Annotated in this window: 22 protein-coding genes; 13 read left to right on the top strand and 9 right to left on the bottom strand. The window is 32.7% G+C overall.

The genetic code is table 11. From position 1 onward, the window contains the following. Window positions 1–15 precede the first annotated feature (15 nt). Complete coding sequence (gene gyrA, locus M9897_08135; GenBank protein MCO5268848.1) at window positions 16–2,604, bottom strand: DNA gyrase subunit A; 2,589 nt, start codon at window positions 2,602–2,604, stop codon at window positions 16–18. 216 nt (window positions 2,605–2,820) lie between these two features. On the opposite strand from gyrA, the gene M9897_08130 reads away from it, so the two are divergent. From M9897_08130 to ric, 8 genes are all read left to right on the top strand, one after another. Then, window positions 2,821–5,376 (top strand): ATP-dependent Clp protease ATP-binding subunit, encoded by a 2,556-nt coding sequence (locus M9897_08130; protein ID MCO5268847.1) that lies wholly within the window; start codon window positions 2,821–2,823, stop codon window positions 5,374–5,376. Between the two features lie 52 nt (window positions 5,377–5,428). Continuing rightward, window positions 5,429–6,283 carry a hypothetical protein gene (locus M9897_08125; GenBank protein MCO5268846.1) on the top strand — a complete coding sequence of 285 codons (855 nt, stop codon included), beginning with the start codon at window positions 5,429–5,431 and terminating at the stop codon, window positions 6,281–6,283. Between the two features lie 36 nt (window positions 6,284–6,319). Then, entirely contained in the window at window positions 6,320–7,747 is a 1,428-nt protein-coding gene (locus M9897_08120; GenBank protein ID MCO5268845.1) for a CCA tRNA nucleotidyltransferase, read from the top strand. Between the two features lie 15 nt (window positions 7,748–7,762). Further along, on the top strand, window positions 7,763–8,344 hold the full coding sequence (locus M9897_08115) for a plasmid pRiA4b ORF-3 family protein (protein MCO5268844.1): 582 nt from the start codon (window positions 7,763–7,765) through the stop codon (window positions 8,342–8,344). A gap of 2 nt (window positions 8,345–8,346) precedes the next feature. Continuing rightward, window positions 8,347–9,060 carry a class I SAM-dependent methyltransferase gene (locus M9897_08110; GenBank protein ID MCO5268843.1) on the top strand — a complete coding sequence of 238 codons (714 nt, stop codon included), beginning with the start codon at window positions 8,347–8,349 and terminating at the stop codon, window positions 9,058–9,060. Next, window positions 9,057–9,932 carry a TraB/GumN family protein gene (locus tag M9897_08105; protein MCO5268842.1) on the top strand — a complete coding sequence of 292 codons (876 nt, stop codon included), beginning with the start codon at window positions 9,057–9,059 and terminating at the stop codon, window positions 9,930–9,932. The genes M9897_08110 and M9897_08105 overlap by 4 nt, the downstream gene beginning before the upstream one ends. 7 nt (window positions 9,933–9,939) lie before the next feature. Further along, window positions 9,940–10,395 carry an FKBP-type peptidyl-prolyl cis-trans isomerase gene (locus M9897_08100; GenBank protein MCO5268841.1) on the top strand — a complete coding sequence of 152 codons (456 nt, stop codon included), beginning with the start codon at window positions 9,940–9,942 and terminating at the stop codon, window positions 10,393–10,395. 121 nt (window positions 10,396–10,516) lie between these two features. Continuing rightward, entirely contained in the window at window positions 10,517–11,245 is a 729-nt protein-coding gene (gene ric, locus M9897_08095) for an iron-sulfur cluster repair di-iron protein (protein MCO5268840.1), read from the top strand. A gap of 65 nt (window positions 11,246–11,310) precedes the next feature. On the opposite strand, the gene M9897_08090 is transcribed toward ric, so the two are convergent. Beyond that, window positions 11,311–11,505: a cold shock domain-containing protein gene (locus M9897_08090; GenBank protein MCO5268839.1), complete on the bottom strand. Its 195-nt coding sequence runs from the start codon at window positions 11,503–11,505 to the stop codon at window positions 11,311–11,313. Between the two features lie 175 nt (window positions 11,506–11,680). Here M9897_08090 and M9897_08085 point away from each other — a divergent pair, with 175 nt between their 5' ends. Together M9897_08085 and M9897_08080 are read left to right on the top strand one after the other, a co-directional pair. Continuing rightward, on the top strand, window positions 11,681–12,916 hold the full coding sequence (locus M9897_08085) for an IS4 family transposase (protein MCO5268838.1): 1,236 nt from the start codon (window positions 11,681–11,683) through the stop codon (window positions 12,914–12,916). 438 nt (window positions 12,917–13,354) lie between these two features. After that, window positions 13,355–14,950: a peptide chain release factor 3 gene (locus M9897_08080; GenBank protein ID MCO5268837.1), complete on the top strand. Its 1,596-nt coding sequence runs from the start codon at window positions 13,355–13,357 to the stop codon at window positions 14,948–14,950. Between the two features lie 6 nt (window positions 14,951–14,956). On the opposite strand, the gene M9897_08075 is transcribed toward M9897_08080, so the two are convergent. Genes M9897_08075 through M9897_08065 form a run of 3 tightly spaced genes read right to left on the bottom strand, consistent with a single transcriptional unit; the run spans window position 14,957 to window position 17,063 of the window. After that, a complete protein-coding gene (locus tag M9897_08075) occupies window positions 14,957–15,625 on the bottom strand; it encodes an acetyltransferase (protein MCO5268836.1) in 669 nt (222 codons plus the stop codon). Between the two features lie 38 nt (window positions 15,626–15,663). Continuing rightward, complete coding sequence (locus M9897_08070) at window positions 15,664–16,536, bottom strand: hypothetical protein (GenBank protein MCO5268835.1); 873 nt, start codon at window positions 16,534–16,536, stop codon at window positions 15,664–15,666. Between the two features lie 20 nt (window positions 16,537–16,556). Next, window positions 16,557–17,063 carry a hypothetical protein gene (locus M9897_08065; GenBank protein MCO5268834.1) on the bottom strand — a complete coding sequence of 169 codons (507 nt, stop codon included), beginning with the start codon at window positions 17,061–17,063 and terminating at the stop codon, window positions 16,557–16,559. Window positions 17,064–17,346: 283 nt separating this feature from the next. Between M9897_08065 and M9897_08060 the strand changes: the two genes are divergently transcribed. Together M9897_08060 and pbpC are read left to right on the top strand one after the other, a co-directional pair. Beyond that, on the top strand, window positions 17,347–18,555 hold the full coding sequence (locus M9897_08060) for an MFS transporter (GenBank protein MCO5268833.1): 1,209 nt from the start codon (window positions 17,347–17,349) through the stop codon (window positions 18,553–18,555). Window positions 18,556–18,652: 97 nt separating this feature from the next. Continuing rightward, window positions 18,653–20,962 carry a penicillin-binding protein 1C gene (gene pbpC / locus M9897_08055; protein ID MCO5268832.1) on the top strand — a complete coding sequence of 770 codons (2,310 nt, stop codon included), beginning with the start codon at window positions 18,653–18,655 and terminating at the stop codon, window positions 20,960–20,962. Between the two features lie 250 nt (window positions 20,963–21,212). Here the strand turns inward: pbpC and M9897_08050 are convergent, their stop codons facing one another. The 4 genes from M9897_08050 to M9897_08035 all read right to left on the bottom strand — a co-directional run bounded on the left by M9897_08050 (window position 21,213) and on the right by M9897_08035 (window position 25,905). Beyond that, window positions 21,213–21,653: a hypothetical protein gene (locus M9897_08050; protein MCO5268831.1), complete on the bottom strand. Its 441-nt coding sequence runs from the start codon at window positions 21,651–21,653 to the stop codon at window positions 21,213–21,215. Between the two features lie 108 nt (window positions 21,654–21,761). Beyond that, on the bottom strand, window positions 21,762–22,328 hold the full coding sequence (locus tag M9897_08045; protein MCO5268830.1) for a hypothetical protein: 567 nt from the start codon (window positions 22,326–22,328) through the stop codon (window positions 21,762–21,764). A gap of 35 nt (window positions 22,329–22,363) precedes the next feature. Continuing rightward, the gene (locus tag M9897_08040) at window positions 22,364–23,359 is read right to left on the bottom strand and encodes a hypothetical protein (protein MCO5268829.1); all 996 of its coding nucleotides are present in this window, start codon (window positions 23,357–23,359) and stop codon (window positions 22,364–22,366) included. Window positions 23,360–23,361: 2 nt separating this feature from the next. Next, entirely contained in the window at window positions 23,362–25,905 is a 2,544-nt protein-coding gene (locus M9897_08035) for a hypothetical protein (protein ID MCO5268828.1), read from the bottom strand. Window positions 25,906–26,202: 297 nt separating this feature from the next. On the opposite strand from M9897_08035, the gene M9897_08030 reads away from it, so the two are divergent. Next, entirely contained in the window at window positions 26,203–26,721 is a 519-nt protein-coding gene (locus M9897_08030; protein ID MCO5268827.1) for a transglutaminase-like domain-containing protein, read from the top strand. Window positions 26,722–26,751 lie beyond the last annotated feature (30 nt).

The raw sequence follows: 26,751 nt of genomic DNA, 5'->3' as shown, positions 1-26,751 counted from the left end.
TTATAAAATTATTGGTTACTCATTATCATTTTCTATGCCATTTTCAGTGTCACCATTTGATTGGTCATCTATATCCTGGTTATTTGGCATATCTATGTCTTCTGTATTAACATCGATACCTTCTTCTTCATCTTCCATTGGAACTTTTGCAACCGCAGCGATTTCCCCTCCTTTAGATAAATTAATTACCTTCACACCTTGCGCAGCTCTACCCATCACACGAATCTGATTTACATGAGTACGGATAGTGATTCCTTCTTTAGTGATAATCATCAAATCATCTTCATCTGTAACATCTTTGATAGATATTAAACTTCCTGTTTTTTCTGTAACAGAAATAGTTTTAACTCCTTTACCACCTCTATTAGTTACTCTATAAATAGGTTCTCCTGTTTCTGGATCATTTAAGTTTGAACGTTTACCAAATCCATTTTCAGATATCACTAGAATAGTATTTTCACTATCTGGATCAACACAAACCATACCTATAACCTCGTCTTTCTTATCATTCAAGCGAACTCCTTTTACACCAATTGAATTTCGTCCTACAGTTCGTACGGTCGTTTCATTAAAACGAATGGCATAACCTGATTTCTTAGCTAAAATAATTTCCTGACTTCCAGAAGTTAATTTAGCTTCAATTAACTCATCCCCATCAACAATATTAATAGCATTGATACCGTTAGCTCTTGGTCTAGAATAAGCCTCCAACAAGGTCTTCTTAATAACACCATTCTTTGTACACATTACAATGAAGTTATTATCTACATATTCCTTATCTGTAAGGTCTTTTACATTAATATAAGCCTTAATCTTATCATCTTGTTCAATATTGATAAGGTTTTGAATAGCTCTACCTTTCGATATTTTATTTCCTTCTGGGATTTCAAATACACGCATCCAGAAACATTTTCCTTTTTCGGTAAATATTAACAGATAATTATGTGTAGTAGCCACAAAAATAGATTCCAAAAAGTCTTTATCTCGAGTAGTCGATCCTTTGGAACCCATACCTCCTCTATTTTGAACCTTATACTCATCCAATCGAGTTCTTTTAACATAACCTGCATGAGAAATAGTTACTACAACTTCCTCATCTGGAATTAAATCTTCAATTTTCATTTCAGAAGCAGAATACTCAACTACAGAGCGGCGTTCATCACCATATTTCTCTTTAACATAATTCAACTCTTCTACAATAATCGCCATGCGACGAGATTCATTTGCTAGTATATCTTTCAAATCTTCAATTAATCTCATCAATTCCTCATATTCAGCTCTGATTTTATCAATCTCAAGACCTGTTAAGGTACGAAGACGAAGTTCCAAGATAGCCTTTGCTTGAATTTCATCCAATCCAAAATTCAGCATTAAGCCTTCTTTGGCCGCTTCTGGAGTATCACTCTCTCTAATAATCTTAATGGCTCTATCTAAATCATCTTTCGTACCAATTACTTTCATGTAACCAGCTAAAATATGCGCCTTCTCCTCAGCCTTCTTAAGTTCGTATTGAGTTCTCTTAACAATAACCTCATGGCGGAAATCAACAAAATTTTCAATAATTTGTTTTAGATTAAGCAACATAGGTCTGCCATCAACTAAACAAATGTTATTTACTGAAAATGAAGACTGTAAAGGTGTATATTTAAACAATTTATTTAAAACAACATTAGGAATAGCATCACGTTTCAATTCAAAAACCACACGCATTCCTGTTCTATCTGATTCGTCACGAATATCACTGATACCAGTCAATTTATCATCATTAACCATTTCAGCGATTCTCTTAATCATTTCCGCTTTATTGGTTTGATAAGGTACTTCTGTTACAATTATAGTTTCTCTTCCTTCGCTATTTGTTTCAATATTAACTTTTGCGCGCATCACAATCCTTCCTCTTCCTGTAAGAAATGCATCTTTAACGCCTTCATAACCATAGATAATACCTCCTGTAGGGAAGTCAGGAGCAATTATATATTTCATTAATTCCTCTATGGTAATATCTCTATTATTGATATATGCAATAGTTCCATTAACAACTTCAGTTAAATTGTGAGGAGCCATATTGGTAGCCATACCGACAGCAATACCACTAGCACCATTAATCAACAAATTAGGTATTTTTGTAGGAAGAACTGAAGGCTCAGTTAAGCTATCGTCAAAGTTAGGCGTAAAATCTACGGTTTCCTTATCTAAGTCGTCTAGCATTTCTTCAGAAACTTTCCTCAAACGAGCCTCCGTATATCGCATAGCAGCAGGACTATCACCATCAATAGATCCAAAGTTACCTTGCCCATCAACTAGTGGATATCTAAGAGACCATTCCTGAGCCATACGCACCATTGTATCATATACAGAACTATCTCCATGCGGGTGATATTTACCTAATACTTCCCCAACAATTCTTGCTGATTTCTTATGAGGTCTATTTGAGAACACTCCCAACTCCTGCATTCCAAATAATACACGTCTATGAACAGGTTTAAACCCATCTCTTACATCTGGTAAAGCTCTAGAAACAATAACCGACATCGAATAATCGATGTAAGCTGATTTCATTTCGTCTTCAATGTTTACTTTAATAATTCTTTCTCCGTCTGCCATCTTGTCATTAAATTAATTTGCGCACATTTTTTTGTGCGATTTTAGAATGTCCGAAAGTAACTATTTTATTTCAGATTTACTGGAAAAAAGTCTATATTTATAAACAAAAATCTGTGAATAATTGTGGATAACTTAAACTGAATTAATAATAAAACGTTATATCTTTGAAAAAGTAAAATTTAGAAGAGAAATAACCAAATCATAGAGAGAAGATATATGGAAGCAAAATTTTCACCAAGAGTTAAAGATGTAATCAATTATAGTAGAGAGGAAGCGCTTAGATTAGGAAATGATTTTATTGGCGTAGAACATCTGTTACTAGGCCTAATTAGAGAAGGGGAAGGAATGGCCATAAAAGTTCTTAAAGATTTTAATTTAGATTTGAATCAGATACGATTTCAATTAGAATCTTATTTGAGTAAATCTTCTAATCCAGAAGCTAGAAAACTAACAAATATCCCTTTAGTTAAGCAAGCGGAGAAAGTGCTCAAGATAACTTATTTAGAAGCAAAGCTTTTTAAAAACGACATTATTGGAACAGAGCATTTATTATTATCTATTTTAAAAGACGAAAACAATGTAGCTTGTCGTACACTTAATAAATATGGTGTGATTTACGATAATGTAAAAGATGAAATTGAAGCAATTATGGAAGAAAATAATCCTAAATTTGAGTTCCCAGGCTCTGATGACGAAGAAGAAACGAATTTCCCAGGTGGAGCAGGTTCTTCTGGTGGGGCAAAAAAGTCAGGAGATTCTAAATCTAAAACACCTGTACTAGACAACTTCGGGAGAGATTTAACAAGATTGGCTGAAAATAATCAATTAGATCCTATTGTAGGTAGAGAGAAAGAAATTGAAAGAGTTAGTCAAATTTTATCTAGAAGAAAAAAGAATAACCCAATTTTAATAGGAGAACCAGGGGTTGGTAAAAGCGCCATAGCTGAAGGTTTGGCTCTTCGCATTATTCAACGCAAAGTATCTCGTGTTCTATTTAATAAAAGAATTATTTCTCTTGATTTAGCATCTTTAGTCGCTGGAACTAAATATAGAGGACAATTCGAAGAACGAATGAAGGCTGTTATGGCCGAATTAGAGAAGAATAGAGATGTTATTCTTTTTATTGATGAAATTCACACGATTGTAGGAGCAGGCGGTGCAAGTGGTTCTTTAGATGCTTCGAATATGTTTAAGCCTGCACTAGCTCGTGGTGAATTACAAGCTATCGGAGCCACTACCTTAGATGAGTATAGACAATATATTGAAAAAGATGGTGCTTTAGAACGTCGTTTCCAAAAGGTTTTGGTAGAACCTACAAGTGTAGAGGAAACTATTCAGATCTTAAATAATATTAAGGAAAGATACGAAGAACATCATAATGTTATTTACACTCCTGAAGCTATTGAAGCTTGTGTTAAATTAACAGATAGATATATTTCCGATAGACATCTTCCAGACAAAGCAATTGATGCTTTAGATGAAGTTGGATCAAGAATTCATATTACCAATATCAATGTTCCAAAAGAAATTATTGATACTGAAAAGAAGATAGAAGAAATTAAAGAAAAAAAGAATAATGTAATTAAATCTCAACAATACGAAAAGGCAGCCGAGTTAAGAGATACAGAGAAAAAATTACAGGAAGAATTAGAGGCTGCAAAATTAAAATGGGAAGAGGACACTAAAAATCATAAAATTACGGTATTTGAAGAGAATGTCGCTGATGTAGTTTCTATGATGACTGGTATTCCTCTTCAACGAGTAGCTACTACAGAAAGTGGGAAACTCACCAATATGGCTGCAGTAATTAAAAGCAAAATTATTGGTCAAGATGAGGCTGTAGAAAAGGTTGTAAAAGCTATTCAACGAAACAGAGCAGGGATTAAAGATCCAAATAAACCCATAGGGTCTTTCTTCTTCTTGGGACCTACTGGAGTTGGTAAAACCCAGTTAGCAAAAATATTGGCAAGAGAAATGTTTGACTCTGAAGATGCTCTTATCAGAATAGATATGTCTGAATATATGGAAAAATTCTCTATTTCTCGATTAGTAGGAGCACCTCCAGGATACGTTGGGTATGAAGAAGGTGGTCAGTTAACTGAAAAAGTAAGAAGAAAGCCTTATTCGATTATACTTTTAGATGAGATAGAAAAAGCGCACCCTGACGTGTTTAATATCTTATTACAAGCATTGGATGATGGACACATGACTGACGGGTTAGGAAGAAAAATTGATTTTAAAAATACTATTATCATTATGACTTCTAATATTGGAGCACGACAATTACAAGACTTTGGAACTGGAGTTGGTTTTGGTACATCTGCAAAAATGGCTACTACCGAAGAAGACCAAAAAGTTGTAATTCAAAATGCATTAAGAAAAGCTTTTTCTCCAGAATTTTTGAATCGTGTCGATGATATGATCATGTTCAAAGCATTGAATAAAGAAGATATTTACAAAATCATTGATATCGAATTATCTAGTCTTTACAAAAGAATCTACGAACTTGGATATGATATTGAATTAAGTAAAGACGCTAAAGATTTCATTGTTGAGAAAGGATATGATGAAAAGTTTGGAGCTAGACCTCTAAAAAGAGCTATTCAAAAATATGTAGAGGATATCTTAGCAGATAAAATTATTAATGCTTCTATCAAAGAAGGTGATAAAATTCTAATGTGTTTAAACAAAGAAAAAGATGGATTAGATTCTGAGATTATCAGACCAAATAATTCAAAGACTAAAGAAGGATCTTCTCCTGATAAAAAATAATAAACTAAGAAAATAAAAAAGGAGTGTTCAAGCTCCTTTTTTAATTGTAGTTATGAAAAAATATATAGTTTATATATTCTTAAGTTTCTCTTGTTTGGGGTTAACACAAGAAAATCCTTCATTAGTAAATATCCCTCAAGAAGTGTTTGTAAATAAAGGGAAAACCAACTTTGATAGTATATTATTCAAAGCCCCTTCTATTATCAATAAAGTGCATGATTTATATAATTATACTGAATTGGCTCATGACTTTACAACTTCCACCAATGAATTCACAAATTATTGGAATAGGTTTCAAAATCAATGGTATTATATTCAGTTTGATAAGGGTGGGGATACTCTCCTACTCTTTATGGGACTGAGAGAAAGTTCAGATGAAAGAGAATACGTTGAAATATATGATTTGAAGAAAGAGAAATTCAATCGACAAATATTCAATAGTGTAGGAAAGTTAGTCGCTTATAAGGTACAGCCTTTCACACAAGAAATAATCTTATTTGTACATGAATATCCATGCTGCAGAAGTGCTAGCCATAATATTCATACAATTCGAAGAATTAATGGGGATATTCACACAAGTAATCGCTTTTTCATAGGAAGAGATTCTGGAGATATGGTTGGCCCCTTCTTTCCTGAAAAAGTTAAATTCACTCCTGAATATCATATTTTAACTCAAAAAACAGAAGTCAGATGGTCACCTGCTGTTGTAGAAAAAGATGCATACCTAAATTGGAGTTCTTCAAACTTTATAATTCATTATAATGAAGGTGCTGTATATAAAACTTTATATAACCACGATGGATGGCAGTTTGTACTTCTATTTAGCGGCATAGCCGAAGAGCAAAGCTTAGTAATCAATTACACCAATTTCAAGTATAAAGGGGTGTATGGATGGATAAAAAGTTAGATTTATTTCTATAAGTCCATTATATTTGCACCCGAAATGGCAAAAAATTACAGCGACAAATTAACACACCCAGTTTTCAAGGTAACAAGTGAGATCGTTACAGAAAAAAAATTACAATCCTATGTTATTGGTGGATTTGTACGAGATTTATTGCTAGATAGACCTTCCAAAGATATTGATATTGTTGTTGTTGGGGATGGATTAGAATTAGCCAAATTAGTTTCTGAGAAACTAAGAGTAAAAAACTTGACACAATTTAAAAATTTTGGGACTGCACACTTTGTGTATAAAGACCTAGACATAGAATTCGTAGGAGCTAGAAAAGAGTCATACCGAAACGATTCTAGAAAACCAATTGTTGAGAATGGCACATTAGATGATGACCAAAAAAGAAGGGACTTTACTATTAATGCGTTAGCGTTGAGTTTACATAAAGATACCTTTGGAGAGCTATTAGACCCTTTTGATGGCTTAGCTGATTTAGACAAGGAAATTATCAGAACACCACTAGATCCACACATCACTTATAGCGACGATCCTTTGCGAATGATGCGTGCCATTCGATTTGCTTCACAATTGGGCTTTAAGATTGAGGCAAATAGTTTAAAAGCTATTAAAGAAAATGCATCTCGCCTACAAATAATTTCTATGGAACGAATTGTAGATGAGTTGAATAAGATTATTCTTAGCAAAGAACCTTCTCGTGGATTCAAATTGTTATATTCTACTCAATTACTGCATCAATTTTTTCCAGAAATGGTAGATTTGGCTGGTATTGAAACTATTAATAATCATTCACATAAAGATAATTTTTATCACACACTGGAAGTTTTAGATAATATATCTGAACACACAGATAATCTTTGGTTGAGATGGGCTGCGATTCTTCATGACATTGCAAAACCTCCAACAAAACGGTACAATGAATCTATTGGTTGGACTTTCCATGGACATGAGGATTTAGGTGCTAAAATGGTTCCTAAAATATTTAGACGGCTAAAACTCCCTATGGATCATAAAATGAAGTATGTACAGAATCTCGTACGCCTTCATTTACGTCCTATTGCATTGGTGCATGGAGATGTAACAGACTCTGCCATCAGAAGACTATTAAATGAAGCAGGAGATGATATCAACGATTTAATGACCTTGTGCAATGCGGATATAACCTCCAAAAATGAATTTAAAGTAAGGAAGTATAAAAAGAACTTTGAAATAGTAGAGGAAAAATTAAAAACCGTTGAAGAAAACGATAGAGTTCGAAATTTCCAACCGCCAATCAATGGCGATATTATTATGAAAACTTTTAATATTAGCTCTGGAAGTGAGATAGGAATTATTAAAAAGGAGATTAAAGAGGCAGTCTTAGAGGGGATCATTCAAAATGATTACGATGAGGCATTTCAAATGATGTTGAAATTAGGAGAGAAATTAGGATTAAAAAGATTTGATTTATTACCTTAGTTAATTATATATATTATGGCAGGGTTAAAATTTAGAATATTATTAGACAGTATATCCACAACAGAGATATTTAGAGAGATTTTGGTAAATGAAGATCACACATTTGAGGAGTTTTATACTTCCTTATTGCAAGCATTTGATTTACCTAATGATCAAATGGCTTCCTTTTATGTCAGTAATGATGATTGGGATAAGGGCGAGGAAATTACCCTAATGGATATGTCCTTTGATACAAAGGAAAATGAAGAATCTCCCCAAGAAATGAGAGATATTCAAATTAAAGATAAAATTGAATCTTTGAACCAACGCTTTATTTTAGTGTATGATTTCCTTAAGATGTGGATATTTTTGATTGAATTAAGTGGAGTCACAAAAGATAATGTAGTATCACCTAAGGTTTTAATGAAAGTTGGAGAAATCCCGGATAAAAACAAAAAGCATGGACCTCAAACTATGAATGAAATGAATTTTGATACAGATTATAATCCGCAAGATGATTTAGAATTTGGAGATGATTTTGACGATGATTTCGATAACGACTTTGAAGATGGATACGATGATATGGATTTAGGAGGTTATGACGAATACGATTTTTAAGTATGAATTCAACTGATCCAATTGGTAATGCTATTCTAGACTACCATGCTAAACAACACAATACGGATATCATTGTTTCATCAAATCTCATGGAAGATGATGTCATTCCTATTGATTATTTATTTAGAGGATTTACTTCTTTTCCAAAATTAGAGAAATTAGCTATAAAGAATTGTGTTGGACACGTTTTAGATATTGGCGCGGCTGCTGGTCCACACGCTAAACACCTTGCCTCTCAAGGATATGAGGTAACAACTGTAGAAGTAAGTCAAGGCGCCCACACCTACTTAAAAGAAACTTTACCTCAAGCGCATCATTACCTCTCTCCTATTTTAAACTTCAATCATGGAAAGTATGACACCATACTTTTGCTTATGAATGGGATTGGGATTGCAGGTACGCTTGTCCAAATAACCCCATTTTTACGTCATTTATCAGGGCTTTTAACACCTAATGGAAAAATCCTTTGTGAATCCACAGATGTTAAATATTTTTATGAAGACGATGAAGGTGGAACGTGGTTTGATTTAAATGCCCAGTATTACGGAGAATTCAAGTTTAATATGCATTATAAAGAAATAGAAAGCGGTTGGTTTGACTGGATATATTTAGATGCTGAAAATTTTAAAAAATGCGCTAAAGATGCTGGTTTAGATCATAAAATCATAGGAAAGGACGGACCTTCATTCTTAATGGAATTAAAAAAGTTAGTATGAAAAAATTATTTGTTGTTACATTATTTATTGTATTCGGATTTTCTTCTTTTGCACAAAACGAAATCACATCTTCCCTACTTTGGGAAATTTCAGGAAAAAAGGTGAAGTCACCTTGCTATATTTTTGGAACTATGCACATGATGCCAAAAGAAGATTTTTATTTCCCTGAATCCCTCAAAGAAAAACTGCTACATTCTGAATTATTAGTTATGGAAATTGGTGGTATTTCTGAACAAATGAAAGGTATGAACTTAATGATGCTGGATTCTGGAAATTTGTTTGACGACTTCTTTAGTAAAGAACAGTTGGATACCTTATTTCAATATGCACAAGCCAATTTAGGTATGGATGAAACAAAAATGAGAAAATCATTAAGCGGCATGAAACCGTTTGTATTGCTACAATTGTTGTCAAAAAATGAATTTGGCGAGAATCCTGAAAGTTATGAACTAACATTTGAAACATTAGCTAAACAAAATCAAATTCCAGTTGACGGATTAGAAACTATCGAAGAACAACTGGGATTTATTAATAATATGGCTAATGATCAACAAGTAAAAATGATTATGAGTACAATTAGAGGAAGTAACAACGATGATAGTGCATATAATTCTCGAAAATTAATTGAGATTTATCTTGGTCAAAATATCGATGAAATTCACGATTTTATTGCAAAATCAGATACAAATTCAGAAGAATTTGAAGAAACCTTTTTAAATAAGCGTAATGCTAATTGGATTAAACCAATACAAAAAATAATTAAAAATAAAAAAGCATTTATTGCTGTCGGTGCTGGACATTTAGGAGGAGAAAAAGGAGTTATTCAATTACTAAAAAATGCAGGATATACGCTTACTCCTATTAAAATGTAAATATCGTATGAGAATCTGGTTCTTATTTCTGTTGACTTTTATCTTGCTAACAAGCTGTGGGACATATTCTGAAAAAGAATTACAGAACTTCGACCAACAAATTCAACATTATATTCAAAAAAATGGATTGCATTTTGAAAAGAATGAATCAGGAATGTATTACAACATCTTAAATGAAGGAGTTGGAGAGGAGTTTATTCAATACCAAGACCAGGTTTCTTTTGCCTACAAGGGATATTTTTTAGATGGAAATACCTTTCAAGTAGTTGATGAAAGTGATCCGTTAAATTTAAAGGTAAATCAACTCATCGCAGGTTGGCAGGATGCTTTAATGATGCTTAAATCGCAAGGTATTATACAAATTATCTTACCACCTCAATTAGCATACGGAAAAAAACATACAGAATTAATTCCTGAGAATAGTATTCTAGTGTACGATATTAAGATTTTATCTATAAATTAAATCTGTTGATTTGTCTCTTTTGTAAACAAATCTCATTTTCAATTGTAATAAGGATACGATCATCTTTTATTTACTAATTTTGTAGCAAATAAGGTGGAAATAATAAATCAATAATAAAGATATGGAAATAACAAAAGACACAATTATTGGAGATGTAGTTACAGCTGATTACAAAGCCGCTTCAGTATTTAAAAAATTTGGAATTGATTTTTGTTGTAATGGAAATCGTAGTATTGGTGATGCTTGTGCGAAAGACAATATTAATACAGACGAATTACTAACGCAACTAAAAGACGTGCCTAATCAAGCAGGTGGTAGAACTATTGACTACACCACATGGCCATTGGATTTATTGGCTGACTATATTGAAAAGACTCACCATCGTTATGTGGAAACAAAGAGTTTAGAGATTAAGCCTTATTTAGACAAGATTACTAGAGTGCATGGTGAAAGACACCCTGAATTAGCAAAAGTGAATGAATTATTTAACCTTTCAGCAGGTAATTTAGCTATGCACATGAAAAAAGAAGAGCTTACTTATTTTCCAAAAATTAGAAAAATGGTTGATGCTGAGCGAAAAGGGGAAAAAATGGATGCACAAGTTTTAGCCTCTGTTAAGACTCAAATTGAAACATTCTTAAAAGAGCATGATGATGAAGGAGAACATTTCAGACAAATATCAGCTCTTACCAATGGGTTCACTGTTCCAGAAGACGGATGTAACACATACAGAGTTACTTTAGCTATGATACAGGAATTTGAAGAAGATTTACATCTACATATACATTTAGAGAATAATATACTTTTTCCTAAATCTATAGCAACAGCTAGAGAAATGCTAAATAATTAGAAGTTTAATTCTATTAAACAATAAAGGCTGCCAATTGGCAGCCTTTATTTTGTACTGAAAAAATATTACTTGATAACCTTTACATTAACAGCATTCAATCCTTTCTTTCCTTCTGAAACTTCAAATTCAACTTGATCATTTTCACGAATTTTATCAGTTAATCCGCTGATATGAACGAAAACATCACTTCCGTCTTGATCTGAAGTAATAAAACCAAAGCCTTTTTCATTATTGAAAAATTTCACTTTTCCTGTTGGCATAATAAATATTTAAAAATTAAAGATGTAAATGTAAACTTAAATATTGAATATGAGGATATTTTCACAAAATATTTCATGGCTTTTAATAAAAATTCCACAACTATCCGAAAGTTTGAAATTTAAAAAAATGTCTGAAAAATCCTTTATTTTTGGTTTCGACTAAAAAACAAATTTTATGGGACTTTTCAGACGATGCAAAAATAATAACAAACCTTTAATTCGCCAAATAATAGATTTCGTACCTCGTTGGATGTTGGAGGCTTGCTCCAAACAGTTTCAAGGTGACAAAGGCTGTAGTAAATATAAAACTTACGACCAGTTTGTGGCAATGACTTTCGGACAGCTGAATAAATGTTTAACATTAAGCGATATTTCTATTGGTTTAGGTGTGAATGAGACGTATATTAAGGACTTAGGCTTATTACAAAGTCCTGCACGTTCAACAATGAGCGACGGTAATAAAAAGCGGAATTGGAAAATCTATGAAACGCTATATTTTAGACTCTTAAAACACTATGAACGCATTTTAGCAACTAAACATCAAAGCAAAATCATTGAGGAAATTAAAGACCAAAAAATTAAACTCATTGATAGCACCACAATTAGCCTCTGTTTATCGATGTTTGATTGGGCAAAATTTCGGACAGCTAAAGGAGGAATTAAAATCCACACTTGTTGGGATGATTATTTAATGATTCCTGATATGATAAATATAACTGAAGCCAAAATGCATGATCGCTATGGTTTATCTCAACTTATTTTTCCAAAAAACACCATAATCGTTGAGGACAGAGGCTATTTTGATTTTCAATTAATGTTAAATCGAATACAAGCAGAAAATGTTTTTGTTACAAGAATAAAAAACAACACTGTTTATGAAACCATTCAAGAAATAGAATTACCCGAAGTCGATGATCAAGATATCTTAAAAGATGAAATTATCAAACTTTCTGGTCAGAAATCGAAAGATTGTGGTATCGACCAGCATTATTTGAGATTAGTACATGTTTACAAACCAGATGAAAACAAAGTAATTGAAATTATAACAAATCAATTAGAATGGAAAGCTAGGACAATCGCTGATTTGTATAAGAAACGATGGGATATTGAACTCTTTTTCAAAGCAATTAAACAAAATCTACAATTAAAGACATTTATTGGAACGAGTGAAAATGCTGTAAAATCACAAATTTACATTGCTCTAATTTCATATCTTATACTTGAATTGATTCGTAGAACCACAAAAAAGAAAGTACAGTCATTCTCTAATTTTGTCGAAAAAATCAGAATTTGTTTACCTTTTTATCTCTCCTTGAATTATGTGTGTGACTCAATTTCTGAAGGCGCTAAGAAAATTAAAAGAGATAAACCTCCTAAAATATTTGATCAATATGACTTATTTTCTCAATAAAACCCGATATAATGACGATTTTACTAAGATATAGAAGGAATTATCAAGATTTTTAAAAACTTTCGGATGAATGTGTAAAAATTCAATATCTAAACAGAACTATTTATTAACTCTACAACCCGTTGTGCATTTAGCTAAAATGCAGGATAAAATCTTAGGCCCCGACACTCCTTCGTCCGTCGGGGTGACAATATATAGATAGGACAGGGCGGTCGGCAAAGCCGACCGATAGTAGTCCCTAACAATTGTCACCCCGAGAACCTTGGTTGCTCGGGGTCTTTTTTATAAATAATTCCTATTTTCTTACATCCTTTCAGATTAAGCATAATTCATATATAGTAGAGATTATTGATTTAATTAATTTTTGTAAATGCACAACGGGTTAACTCTACAAAAACTCATTATCTTTGTCGTCATTTTTAGAAGAAGGAAATTGATATGACAGTCCAACAAGAAATTGAGAGAAGAAGAACGTTTGGGATTATTGCTCACCCCGATGCAGGTAAAACCACACTAACAGAGAAATTATTACTATTTGGTGGTGCTATTCAATCCGCAGGAGCTGTTAAAAGCAATAAAATTAAAAAAACAGCCACATCAGATTTCATGGAAATTGAAAAACAACGTGGAATTTCTGTAGCAACATCTGTAATGGCTTTTGATTACAATGGATTACATATCAATATCCTAGATACCCCTGGACATAAAGACTTTGCAGAAGATACTTATAGAACACTTACAGCAGTTGATAGCGTTATTCTAGTTATAGATAGTGCGAATGGTGTTGAAAGTCAAACAGAAAAACTTATGGAAGTTTGTCGAATGCGTGATACACCCGTAATTGTTTACATCAATAAAATGGATCGTTACGGTAAGGACGCGTTTGAATTATTAGATGAAATTGAATCCAAACTAGATATTAAAGTGAGACCCCTCACCTGGCCTATCGGTATGGGAGATGAATTCAAAGGGGTTTATAATATGTATAAAAAAGAATTAAATCTTTTTCAAGCTAGTAAAACTAAAATCAGTGAAGATGTTGTTCAATTCAAAGATCTAAATGACCTTTCATTAAATAATATTATAGGAGAAAAGTTTGCCGATCAGTTGCGAGAAGATGTAGATTTAGTGGATGGTGTTTACGATCCATTTCAAAGAACTGATTATTTAAGTGGTGAAATTGCACCCGTTTTTTTTGGAAGTGCTGTGAATAATTTTGGAGTAAAGGAATTACTGGATACATTTACAGAAATCTCTCCATTTCCACAGAAAAGAGAGACTGATAAAGGATTTATTGAACCAAGTGATCCTAATTTTTCAGGATTTGTTTTTAAAATTCATGCAAACTTAGACCCAAATCACAGAGATAGAATAGCATTTTTACGTATTGTTTCTGGAAAATTTGAAAGAAATACATTTTACAAACATGTACGTCACGATAAAAAGATGAGGTTTTCTAACCCGACTTCTTTTATGGCTCAAGACAAAAGTGTGGTTGAAGAAGCTTATCCGGGCGATGTTATTGGATTATACGACACGGGTAATTTTAAAATTGGTGATACCTTAACCGAAGGAAAAGATTTTAATTATATAGGTATTCCTTCTTTCTCTCCAGAATTTTTCCAAGAATTAAGGAATGATGATCCTATGAAATCAAAGCAATTAGACAAAGGAATCCGTCAATTAATAGACGAAGGTGTAGCTCAATTATTCTTTCAAGAACCTGGAAGCAGGAAGATTGTAGGAACTGTGGGACAATTGCAGTTTGACGTATTACTATACCGACTTATTCATGAATATGGTGCTAAATGCTCTTTCATGCCAATCAATTACCACAAGGCATGCTGGATAACTTCAGATAAACCTCAAGCAATTGAAACTTTTATGAAAGCTAAAACGGGGAATATTGCAAAAGACAAAGAAGGTAATTTGGTATTTCTAGCAGAAACCTCTTTTTTATTGCAAATGGCGGAAAAAGATTATCCAGATATCACATTTCATAAGACTTCTGAATTTAAAGTAAAGAAAGATTAAAAGGAATTATTTTTCTAGTCTTTTCAATGGGTTACCAATATATATCCCCTGTTTTTCAATGTTTTTTACAACAATGCCTCCCATTCCAACGGTCGTTTCATCCGTAATAGTCACACCTTGTCGAACACATGCATTTGTTCCAAAATAGACATTATTCCCTATAACACATTCTCCACTGATTCTTGCTCCAGGAGCAGTTGTAAAAAACTCACCTATCCTGCAATCATGCCCTACTGATGAATGAAGATTTAAGTGACTGTGCTTACCAATTTTAACATTACATGTAACAATACAACCGGCAGTGATAATACTTCCCTCTCCTATTTCACTATCATTCATTATAATAGCCGTAGAATGAATAAGTGTTATATAATTTGTGTTTGAAGGAAGTTTCTCTGTTATGGCTTCTCTAGTCTTAGGATTACCTACAGCTATAACAACATCATACAATTTTACATCAAATTCAGAAAAGGAAATCACAGGTACTCCCATGATAGTTTTCCCTAATAAATCGGGGTTATCATCCATAAAGGTGAATTCACGATTATATATCTCTTTAAAACTACTATATACTTCTCTTCCAAACCCACCAGCCCCCACAATACATATCTTCTTTTGATTGTTCCCCATGATGCTATTCAATAATTCAATGGTTAAATATAAAAAAAACCACACCGAATCGATGTGGTTTTTGATTAAAATTAAATTTATTCCTATTGGAAATGGAAAATCAAATAAATACCTCCACCAAAGTTATCAGTATCAGCATCGAAATATTTATTTCCTGATTTTTCTCTAGTTACCTCATAACTAGCATTGTCTAAAGTACTCCATCTTTCATAAGTAACTGTAGATTTGCTTTGTTGAGAATAGCCTAAATACCATCCAAATTCAGCACCTAAAGAGATTTTAGGAGCAACAAAATACTCAACTCCTGCAAATAATCTAGCGCCAAATCCACATTTCCCTCCTCCTTTGGAAGAAAGAATACGCTCACCTACACTATTCGCTGTAATAGCAAATCCACTTGGGTCCCATAGAGTTGTTAATGGAGTTACATTTCCAGCAGCAAAAGCATTTCCATATTCAAATTGGGATTTTACTGAGGAAGTATATTGGAAGAATACCTCTCCCCCAACAACTCCTTGTAAACGACCTTTACCTAATCTCCATTCGTGTCCTAAACCTAAATTAAAATTTGAAGTTTTGAACTTTGCTCTATCGAGCACTAATGAATCTGGGTTGTTCAAGAAATCATTAACGATGTCATTAGTAACGTTCTTATTATGAACACCAAAACGGAAATTAACTCGAATTGCTTTTTTATCACTTAAAAAATACTTTCCTAATATAGTATTTTCAGTAAATCCAGCAAATTTATCATTACCCATGTGGTTGTTACTCGTACTTCCATTGAATGTGTTTCCAATAAAAGTAAATATTGGAACGGCATTGAATCCTAATGCCCAATCACCTGATTCAGGCAAAACTACTCTCCCCTTTTTGTCCAAGAATTGCTCATCTTGTCCAAAAACGCTAGCCAGCATAAAAGGAAGAGTTAGTATTATTAATCCTATTTTTTTCATAATATTTTATTCTTTAATTATTAATAATTATAATCAAAAATAGTTTTAACTCCATTTATGATGGTAATTGGTTGATCAGGGAAAGTATAAACTTGTCTCTCAGCCAAAGAATCAGTATCTTGAGATGATGTTATGATTGGTTGATAATCAAAATCACTAATTTTAACCATAGCCTGAATTGGGTATGTAGATGCAGGTGTTGGTAATTTAATAGAATAGAAACCGTCTGCATTTACAGTAACTGTTTTGTTAATCCATTCATAATTAAATGAAGGGTCAGGGTTTTTCTCCAAATCATAAGAATCAATCGCAAAAGTGATTACCACATTAGTTGGAATACCTTCACGAATGATTTGTGGAGTACCATCAGGTAAGGTATCATTACGATAATTTAGATTTGCTTTAATGTACCCCTCAACTGTAGCCTCTCCAGTTAATACAGGAGCATCTCCTTCTTTTTTCTTACATCCTGTAGCAATTGCTATAGCTAAGCCAACTACTACGAAACTCAAAATTGTTTTTTTCATAATAAATTAAATTAATTGATTTCTGCAAAAATATAGTATTACACCTTACCATTATTATCTTATTTGTTAAAATTCTCCTCTATTTTTCCTAATTGAATATATTTATAAAAACAACAAGATAATCAATTGATTATTAGTTAATTATGAATGAATAAATTTATAACAAAACATTGTTAATAACCTGACGATTTTTGTATATAACACTTAATAACAACTTCTGATTTATTTAATTAGAATCTCTATAGTATCCATGCTACAGAGTACGTATATTTGTGTTTTTTTTATGAAACAAATCATTTCTACATATAAAGCATCTTTTGAAGGACTCTCATCTGAATCTTGGATGTTATCCTTAGTAATGTTGCTAAATAGAATGGGCGGAATGGTTATTCCATTTCTTACTGTATATTTAATTACTGTATTACATTTTTCAACAGATCAAGCTGGAATTATCATGAGTTGTTTTGGTATTGGCGGTTTATTAGGTTCTGTTGTAGGAGGTTGGCTTACGGATAAAATTGGTTCTTTCTATATGCAGTTTTTTAGCTTACTTCTCACTGCTCCCATTTTTATTTTACTATCTTCCTTAACAAGTATCTCTGGAGTAGCTGTAACAGTAACTATTCTAAGCTTTGTAAATGAATGTTTCCGCCCTGCAAACTCTGCTGCCATTGTAGCTTATGCAAAAAAAGGAAACCTTACCCGTTCTTTTTCTTTAAACAGAATGGCTATCAATTTGGGATTTTCATTTGGTCCTGCTTTAGGAGGATTTCTTGCTACTATCTCCTATACATGGTTGTTTTATGGAAACTCTCTAACTAGCTTAATAGCAGCATTTGTATTTTTCTGGTATTTTTTCAAACGGAAAGCAAGAAATGTAAGCATTTTCAAACAAGAAGAGCTAATTGGCATCGAGAATGAAGGATCTCCATACAAAGATAAATGGTATATAGTGTTTAGTTTCTTCTGTTTTCTATACGCATGTGTATTTTTTCAACTTCTAATCATTCTTCCTATGTTCTATGAACATCTGGAATTTAACCAAGCAATTATTGGAATGATACTAGCTTCGAATGGAATTGTTGTTTTTATTACAGAAATGCCCATTATTCACTGGACGGATAAAAAATTCAATGTTTATATTAATCTAATATTTGGAACTATTGCTCTTTTTATTTCCTTTGCTTGGTTTTTATGGGATACTTCCCTCATTTCTTGCTTTATATCAATGGCTATGCTAAGTATATCTGAAATTTTGGTTTTGCCCTATATGTCAACTGTTGCTGCCAAAAGATCTACAGAAAAAAATAGAGGTTCCTACATGGGCCTCCAAGGATTAAGTATAGCGCTGGCTTTTGTAGTTATGCCATTTGTTGCTACCCATATCATTAGTTATTTTTCATACACTGTATTGTGGCTAATAAATCTGCTTATATTAATATTTGTTATCTTAGGATTTCGTATAGCTCAATTAAAAATGCCAATTCAATAAGTATAATTAAACTTATAAAACTGTTTTGTCACTCAAAAACAATATATATTATCTTTATAAAAAGTTTAAAATATCTCGAAAAAGAAAGATTCTTTTATTGTTATTCCTAACTTTTTTTATCTATTTTTTATTTTGTTTACCTTCAACCCTATTTAAAGCACCTCATAGTACCATTTTACTAAGTAAAGAAGGGAAATTACTCAATGCTAAAATTGCCGATGATGGTCAATGGCGTTTTCCCGATGTAGAGAAAACTCCACAAAAATTTAAAGATGCTATTATTGCATTTGAAGATCACAATTTTTATACTCATTGGGGAGTCAGCGTAAAAGCTATAGGAAGAGCAATTAAAGAAAATTATACAGCCAAAAAAATCGTTAGTGGAGGAAGTACCATTACCATGCAGATTGCACGACTATCTCGTGGTGGTAAGCGAAACTTCTGGAATAAACTTATAGAAGCAATATGGGCACTTCGCCTTGAATTCAAGTATTCAAAAAAAGAATTACTCAATATCTACGCTTCTCATGCTCCTTTTGGAGGAAATATTGTTGGTATAGAAGCTGCAGCATGGAGGTATTATGGTCAGGCTCCAGAAGATTTATCTTGGTCGCAAATGGCTACCCTAGCAGTTCTTCCAAATTCTCCTTCTCTGGTACGTCCTGGAAAAAATCAAGAAATACTACTTCAAAAGAGAAATAAAGTATTGAAAACCCTACTCAATTATGGTAAAATAGATGAAGTTACTTATGAATTGAGTTTGGAAGAACCACTTATTGGTCCTCCTAAAAAACTACCTTCTTTTGCTCCTCACTTAATTCAAAAGGCTATACAAGAGGGTAAAAAAGGTAGTCGAATCCACACAACACTCCTCTATCAAAGACAGGTCGAATTTTCAGAACTAATGCAAAGACATCAAAAGAATTTAAATCAGAATTTTATTCATAATGCTTCCTTATTAATCATCGATGTAAAGTCTAATGAGGTCATTACATATATCGGCAATACTGCCGAAACTAATCACCATCAAAAATATGTAGATATTATTCAGGCGCCTCGTAGTACAGGAAGCATTCTTAAACCTTTTCTATATAGCGCAATGATGCAAGAAGGAATGATACATAACCAACAACTTATACCAGATATCCCGATGTATTTTGATCAATTCTCTCCGCAGAACTATGACAAAAGTTATAAAGGAGCTATTAGTGTAGCAGAAGCACTATCGCAATCCTTAAATGTTCCTGCAGTATATCTGTTAAAACAGTATGGTGTTGAAAAATTCCTACAATTATTACACGCTTTAGGTCAGAATAAAATTAACAAAAATGCTGATTATTACGGCCTATCTTTAATATTAGGAGGAGCTGAATCTTCTCTTTGGGACATTGCTAATGCATATGCAGGAATGGTAAAAACATTAAATTATTACAATCAAACTAACCTTTATAATCCAACCACATGGAATACGATACAATTATATCAAACACAATTATCAAAAATTGATGAAAAAGATATGAAAACCTCATCTCGCATAGATGCAGGTGCAATATATGAAGTATTTGAAATATTACTTGAGGTAAATAGACCGTATATGGAATCATCTTGGAAGAAGTTTTCATCTTCACATAGAATTGCATGGAAAACAGGAACAAGTTATGGGAATAGAGATGCGTGGGCTGTAGGGTGCACCCCTGATTATGTAGTAGCTGTTTGGGCAGGTAATGCAACAGGAGAAGGAAGACCTTCTATTATAGGCACTACTACAGCTGGGGCAATTATGTTTGATATTTTCTCTCGTTTAAAAAAATCAAAAAAATGGTTTAACATGCCTTATGACGAGCTTGAAAAAATAGGTATATGCAAAGAAAGTGGACATAGAAGTACCTTAGATTGTGTAAAAGTTGATAGCGTTTGGGCGCATCGTAATGTGGAACGAGAAGATGCATGTCATTTTCATCGAACTATTTTAACTGATTTAGATGAGAATTATAGATATTATCAAAATTGTACACAAGGTAAGAGAACGAAAACTGTATCCTGGTTTGAACTTCCTCCTTTACAAGCTTATTTTTATAAAAAGAACCATCCTGAATATAAATTAATCCCACCTATTCATCCCGACTGCAGTTCAACTTTAGAAGAAAATTTCTCTATTATTTATCCAAAGTATAACAATAAAATTATTGGTACAGTTGGGTTAGATGGAAAAAAGAAGCCTATCGTTTTTGAAGCATCTTCTATACGAGCTAATGAAACTCTCTTTTGGCATGTAGATAATGAATATTTAGGAGAAACATCCGGCTCTCATACTATCAAATACTTTCCTACCCCAGGAAAACATGTTCTAAGTGTGCTAGATTCTAATGGAAATCAAAAAAAGATACTATTTGAAATCTTACAATGAGTTATTTATCTTTGTTCTATGAACTTAAATCTACAAACATATCGGTTGGCAGCTACACGCTGGCAGGGATTTTTAGCAATGAATTTACTACGAAGAACCAAACTTCAATTTTAACACTTTCCTGTCATACGAAACACAAAACCCCTGCTTGCGTGTAGGTGCGGTTATAGGCTGCCTTTATTCTTGTCGTTCAATCTTTCAATGTCTATTAATGGCATGGTCTGCTATACACAACTTTTTACAGTCAGAATTATTTTTTCTTTAAATTCATTGTCTCTGTGTAGGTAATGGATTCTCCGCTTGATGTGAAATTTTCGGTGATGGAAATTTTCATTTTATTTTTCTCCCAGTCAACAATGTCAAAAATACGAGCTTGATTGTCGATAATCAGTGTTAATTTGTCTTCTGTGTTGGAATAGGTGAAAGCACCTGCTTCAAAATCTCCGTCAACAGTTATGGTATAATTTCCACTACCGTTTTCTTTAAACGTAAAAGTACCATAGTTGTAAATGGTTTCTTCAAAATTATCAGCACTATTTGTGCTAATCTGCTTTGCATATAAGCTTTCAACATTCCATTCTCCGCCTTTTTTCCAAAGGTTTTTTTCGATTTTTGTTTCTTTTTTGCAAGAAGTGAATACTGCTGCTCCTGCTATCAGAAACACAATTAGTAAAAAATTAATTCTTTTCATTTTTTTTGTTTTTATGTTACTCCTACTCGTATGGCTTTTCGGTTTCGCCTTTTTTGATCGGTTTTTGGTCTCCATTTTAAACCATTTTTTGATAGTTATCAATTTCTCTCAACGTAATGTATCAATAGGTGAATCCAAATAATAAACTATATTTTTATGCTTACCGTAATATACATTATCTTTATAAAGCATATCAAAATCTTTTGAACTTATTTCAAGATATGTATTTGTGGGAATACAATAGACTAAACTATCATCTTTTAAATAAGTGCCATTGCTGTCACATAGAATAGTTTTACTTGGATTTAATTCTAATACTTCGAGAAAAGGAAGTTTGTAAATTCCACGAGGATATGCTATTACATTGTTTTTATCACAAGCTATTAGTTCCTTAATGATGAAATGGTAAGTTGACGTATCTATTGATAGGTTGTATTTATTAAGTGGGTCAATCAAAACTATTCCTTTTCTAATTGAAATAATTTTATCCTGATTGTCTATATTATCTTCAAATAATGGCAATCCTATGTAAATATTGTTGTTAGAAAAGTACAAATTATCCTTTACAAGTAACATTTCGGAGTCTTTGCTAAATAAAACAATACTATCCGAGTTATTAGAATAATATCTGTAAAAGACATCATTTTCAACTTTACTGTTACAAGATATAATCATAACAGAGGATACTGTAATAAGAAATACCAATAAAATTATTTTATTTTTATTTTGCATAGATTTATTGATGAATTGATGTCAGTTCTCTTAGAAGCATTACAGGCACCTTCATAATTATTTCTTGTCATTGTTAATAATTCATTGTCCAGCTTAGAAAAATCTTCCCATTCTCTGAATTTTAATTGGTCAATGATTTTAAACTTAGGGTAACAATTGTTTGAATTATCGACAATTAAAACTAAGACGTGATAACCATCAAGTAGTATAAAATGATATACGTGAATACCCATACAAGGCATTGTTTCCTTTATAAAGTCAGAAAAACAAGTCTTTTGTCCATCAGCGAAATCATACGGTTTAAGTTCGTATTTTCCCTCGGTATGTCTTCTCCAAATAACATTTTGTAGAAATTTTTTCCATTTATATATATATCCTTTCTTCTCATAATCATCCATTCGTGAAAACCCCGATAAATTTTCGTAATTATTCAGAATTAAACTCTTGTCATTAACTAACAGCGCCAATTCTTTGTCGGCTACACGAAAACAAACTTTATCTTCCTGAACTAATTTTTCATTTTCCGTCAGTAAAATATCTTTAGCCTTTCTGTCAAAAACACTTTTTTCATTGACGAAGTCAAACTTGAAAGTTGTAACAGAATTGTTTGCGGATTTAATATCTAAATTAGACGTACCTGTTTTGGAGTTGCTAATATTTGTGATAAAAGTCCATTCATTATCTACATCAAACTTATCATTATAGATTTTTAAATTTGTATCATTAGAACTTAGCTCTAAATGATGTTCAAAACCAAACCAATTATTATCCTTTCCGCCCAAAATAAAATTAATACTTACAACACAATCAGTTTTAATTTTTAATCGTTCAGTGCCAGTACATTTTATTGAAATTTTAGGAGAAGCAAGCAATTGTTTGCTTTGTAATTTTAATTGCTTTTGCTTCTCCTCCCAACTTGGGTGAAAAATACTATCCTCCCCAAAAGGGCTACTTTTCCAATATTCTTCTGCCATAACTATTCCTCAATTATTGGGTCATCAATATTGTCTAATCCCTCCAAAAGACGGTCGTCACTGCCAAATGTTTCATCTTCTTCTTCGCAACAAGGCAAACCTTGTTCATCTTCTAAATAAGTAGATTTTGCCTGAATAATGGTAAGCATTGACGGCACACGTATTTGCCAAGTGCCTTCTACTCTTACTTCGTCTTGTCCATACAGATCTTTCAACAATGATTCGTATCTGTCATCAGCGGTTTCAGGTATTAAATCTCCTTCGGTATAAATTTCGCCTGTGTCTAAATACCACATAATGGCTTTTTCAAATTGAGGGCGAACGGGAACTAAAACCTTTGCCATCCCACTTTGTAAAAATGCTTCAAAAATCGGGTCAGGATTTTTGGTTTGTAACAGTTCGTACCACGTACATTTTTCGTTATAGTAGTATGGATAAAAGATATAACTAAAAATTTCCCATTGAAATGCCGTTTCAAAGAATTTGATAAACTCGGCATATTTTTCTAACTGTTGATTTTGAATTGTTTCTGGAATGATAGCTTCAATTTCCTCTTCTTCATCTTCACACGAAGTGCATTTGTACGGTTTGCAATTATAGAAACGTTTCCCCATTTCATAACAATAAGGTTTGCTCAACATTTCAATACAGGCTCGTTTTAATTCTCTTTCTTCAATAAGTCGGTTGAAGGCTGCATTGCTAAAATTTTCACTTCCTTCTTGGTCGGCTTGGGCTGCTAACGCCTCTTGTTGTAACTGCAATGCTTCGTTGTACTCGTCTAACTTTTTTTGATATGCTTCTTGCAAAGCAATTAAAGTGTTTTCCTGCCACTCTTTAAATAATATAGGGTCTGAAACACATTTTACTTTTAGCGAAGCACTATAACTATCTGTTCTTCTGTATCTAACTACAAATGAAATAGAGCCTGATAAATTGGGTGTTAGAACAAAATGATAATCAAAATTTCTTGTTCCTTTATCTTTAAAATCGCCAACATATTTTTTGTAACCACTAAAATCAAACTCAATGTAAGCAGACCCCGTAGGAGTTTTGTAATTAAATGAGCCAACGCCATCAATTCTTTCGGCAACAAAACCAGTAGGTATAATAATACTGCTTAATGTTTGACTTTGAGAAAAACTTTTATTTTCAACTCCCTTTACAGGAATATCAACTGTCAGATATTGTGTTTCTGACTCATAGTTTTGTATGCTCGTTCCGTAAGCACTAGCTGCTTGACTTGCATTATTACTGTTGATGTCATTCGCATTTTCAATTCCAAAATCGGACAATGTTTTAGGTGGAGTTAAAGTAGCTTGTTGTTCCTCTTTTTTCTTACTTTTCCACTCCATTGCTTTTTTATAAAGCAAAGCGGGGGTAGGAACTTCAACTTCTAAAACGAGTCTTTTGCCGTAATTTACAAGTTCATTGTCGTAAATTTTGTCAACCCAACGATAAACACCCGTAACGTGTTTAGTGCCTTTTCTGTTGTCGAAACCGTGTTTGTTATTTTCTTCAAATTCTTTAATGATTTTATAAGTTCGTCTTTCGGTTGTTTTTTGTTCAATTCTTTCTAAAACTTGCTCGGTTTTTTCTTTTGCGAAATTTTTTGCTTCAGTATTTGAAAGTGATGACGAACTACTACTGTTATAACCTGTGCTGACATTAGCTGAAATACTTCCAAAAACTTTTGAGTCTTTTGAAACAGTTACAGAACCGCTTATGTCGAATGATTTGTCTTTTTGTAAGAGTTTTGCAATTTCCGAACTCAATTCGTTCCTTTCGGTTGTAGTAGTGTCATTGATGTTTTCAATGGTTGTTTCGGTTGTTAGTTCAGTAGTTTGTTCGGTTCGTAATAGATTTCTTGTACTTTTTTCTTTGAATTCACGTGCCATCACATTTTCAATGTGAGAAACTTCTCCCGGAACATAACAACACAAGGTTTGTTCAACCCTTCTATATTCTTGTATGCCAAGATTATGTACACCAAATAATTTTCCTCCGCAATTGGCATATTGCCACGGTCTAAAACAGTTTGTAACAACTTGAGGGATTACAATAACTAATTTGCCAATGTTTTTAAGTTCAATACGTTTTATGTTTTCTACATAAAACTGTGCAATAAGCATTTGCAAACAGGCTTGTCTTGCTGTTTTTGATTTTTGTGTGGCGGTTTGAACAAAAAGTTCTTCCCATATTTTTAAATGAATCTCACTGGTCAAAGGTCTTGGCAGTTCTACGTCTAATGGTTTCTTAGAACTGTCATTTCTCTTTTGTTGCATCAACAAACTTGAAAAATCATAAAATTCAGGATTTAAGTTTCTTATTTCCTTGTAACTGCTGGCAGGTTTGAATCTCCCTAAAAATTCGTTGTATTCTTTTTCATTACTGCCATCTTCATTGCGGATAGGGCATTGGTTAAACTGACTTCTAGTAATATCGGGATGTTGAATGAAAAATTCGTTTATTTCATTAATATCAATTTTGTCGGGGGAACGAAATGTTTTGAAACTAAACAAATTCGTTTTGATTTTTGGTATTGCCATATTTTTTAGTTTTTTAAGTTGTTTTTCTACTTTGTTAATTTTCTAAGAACGATAATTTTATCTTTTATTGTGTTGTTCTTTAAGGTTCTGACTAACGTAAATTTAATACCTTTATTATCAATTATTTATACTTTTCGTTAGCGATCGTACTCAACTGTTCTTCCATGGTAGGGGAATTGCCTATATCTCGCTTCTACTTCTTTTCTAGAAGTCAATCACGAGAGTACACATAAACTTATTGCAGACATCCCTCCTCATATTTCTCCTAAAGATCAAGCTGTATTACTCTATTATAAAATTAGAGATACTTTCTTATACGATCCATACCATTTAGATTTGCGTCCCAATGCGCTTAGGTCGAGTGTGATATCACATAAATCTCGTGCTTGGTGTGTTGAAAAATCTATTATGTTGGCAACTGGCTTGAGAGCTCTGGGAATCCCTAGTAAACTTGGTTATGGTATTGTCGTCAATCATATTGGTGTTGAACGACTTACCAAGGAGTTACGTCGCCCTGAGATAGTTTTTCATGGCTATGTTTCAGCATATCTCGATGATAAGTGGGTGAAAACAACTCCTGCATTTGATAAAAAGGTATGCCGAATTTCTAAGGTAGCTCCACTCGATTGGGATGGAGAGCACGATGCACTTTTACAAGCATATCAAGGGGAAAATAAATTTATGGAATATACACATTTTTATGGAGAATTTGATGATGTACCTATTCAACTAATGAATGATGAAATGAAAAAGTATTATCCTCACTTATTTGAAAACACATATAATTCCAAAAGTTTTTCTTTCTTTCATATATAGTTATTAAATTTATCACTTGCAACAGTGCAA

Source organism: Brumimicrobium sp., assembly GCA_023957385.1.
In the GTDB taxonomy this organism is placed as follows: domain Bacteria; phylum Bacteroidota; class Bacteroidia; order Flavobacteriales_D; family Crocinitomicaceae; genus Brumimicrobium.
This window is presented reverse-complemented; position numbering and strand designations above follow the sequence as displayed.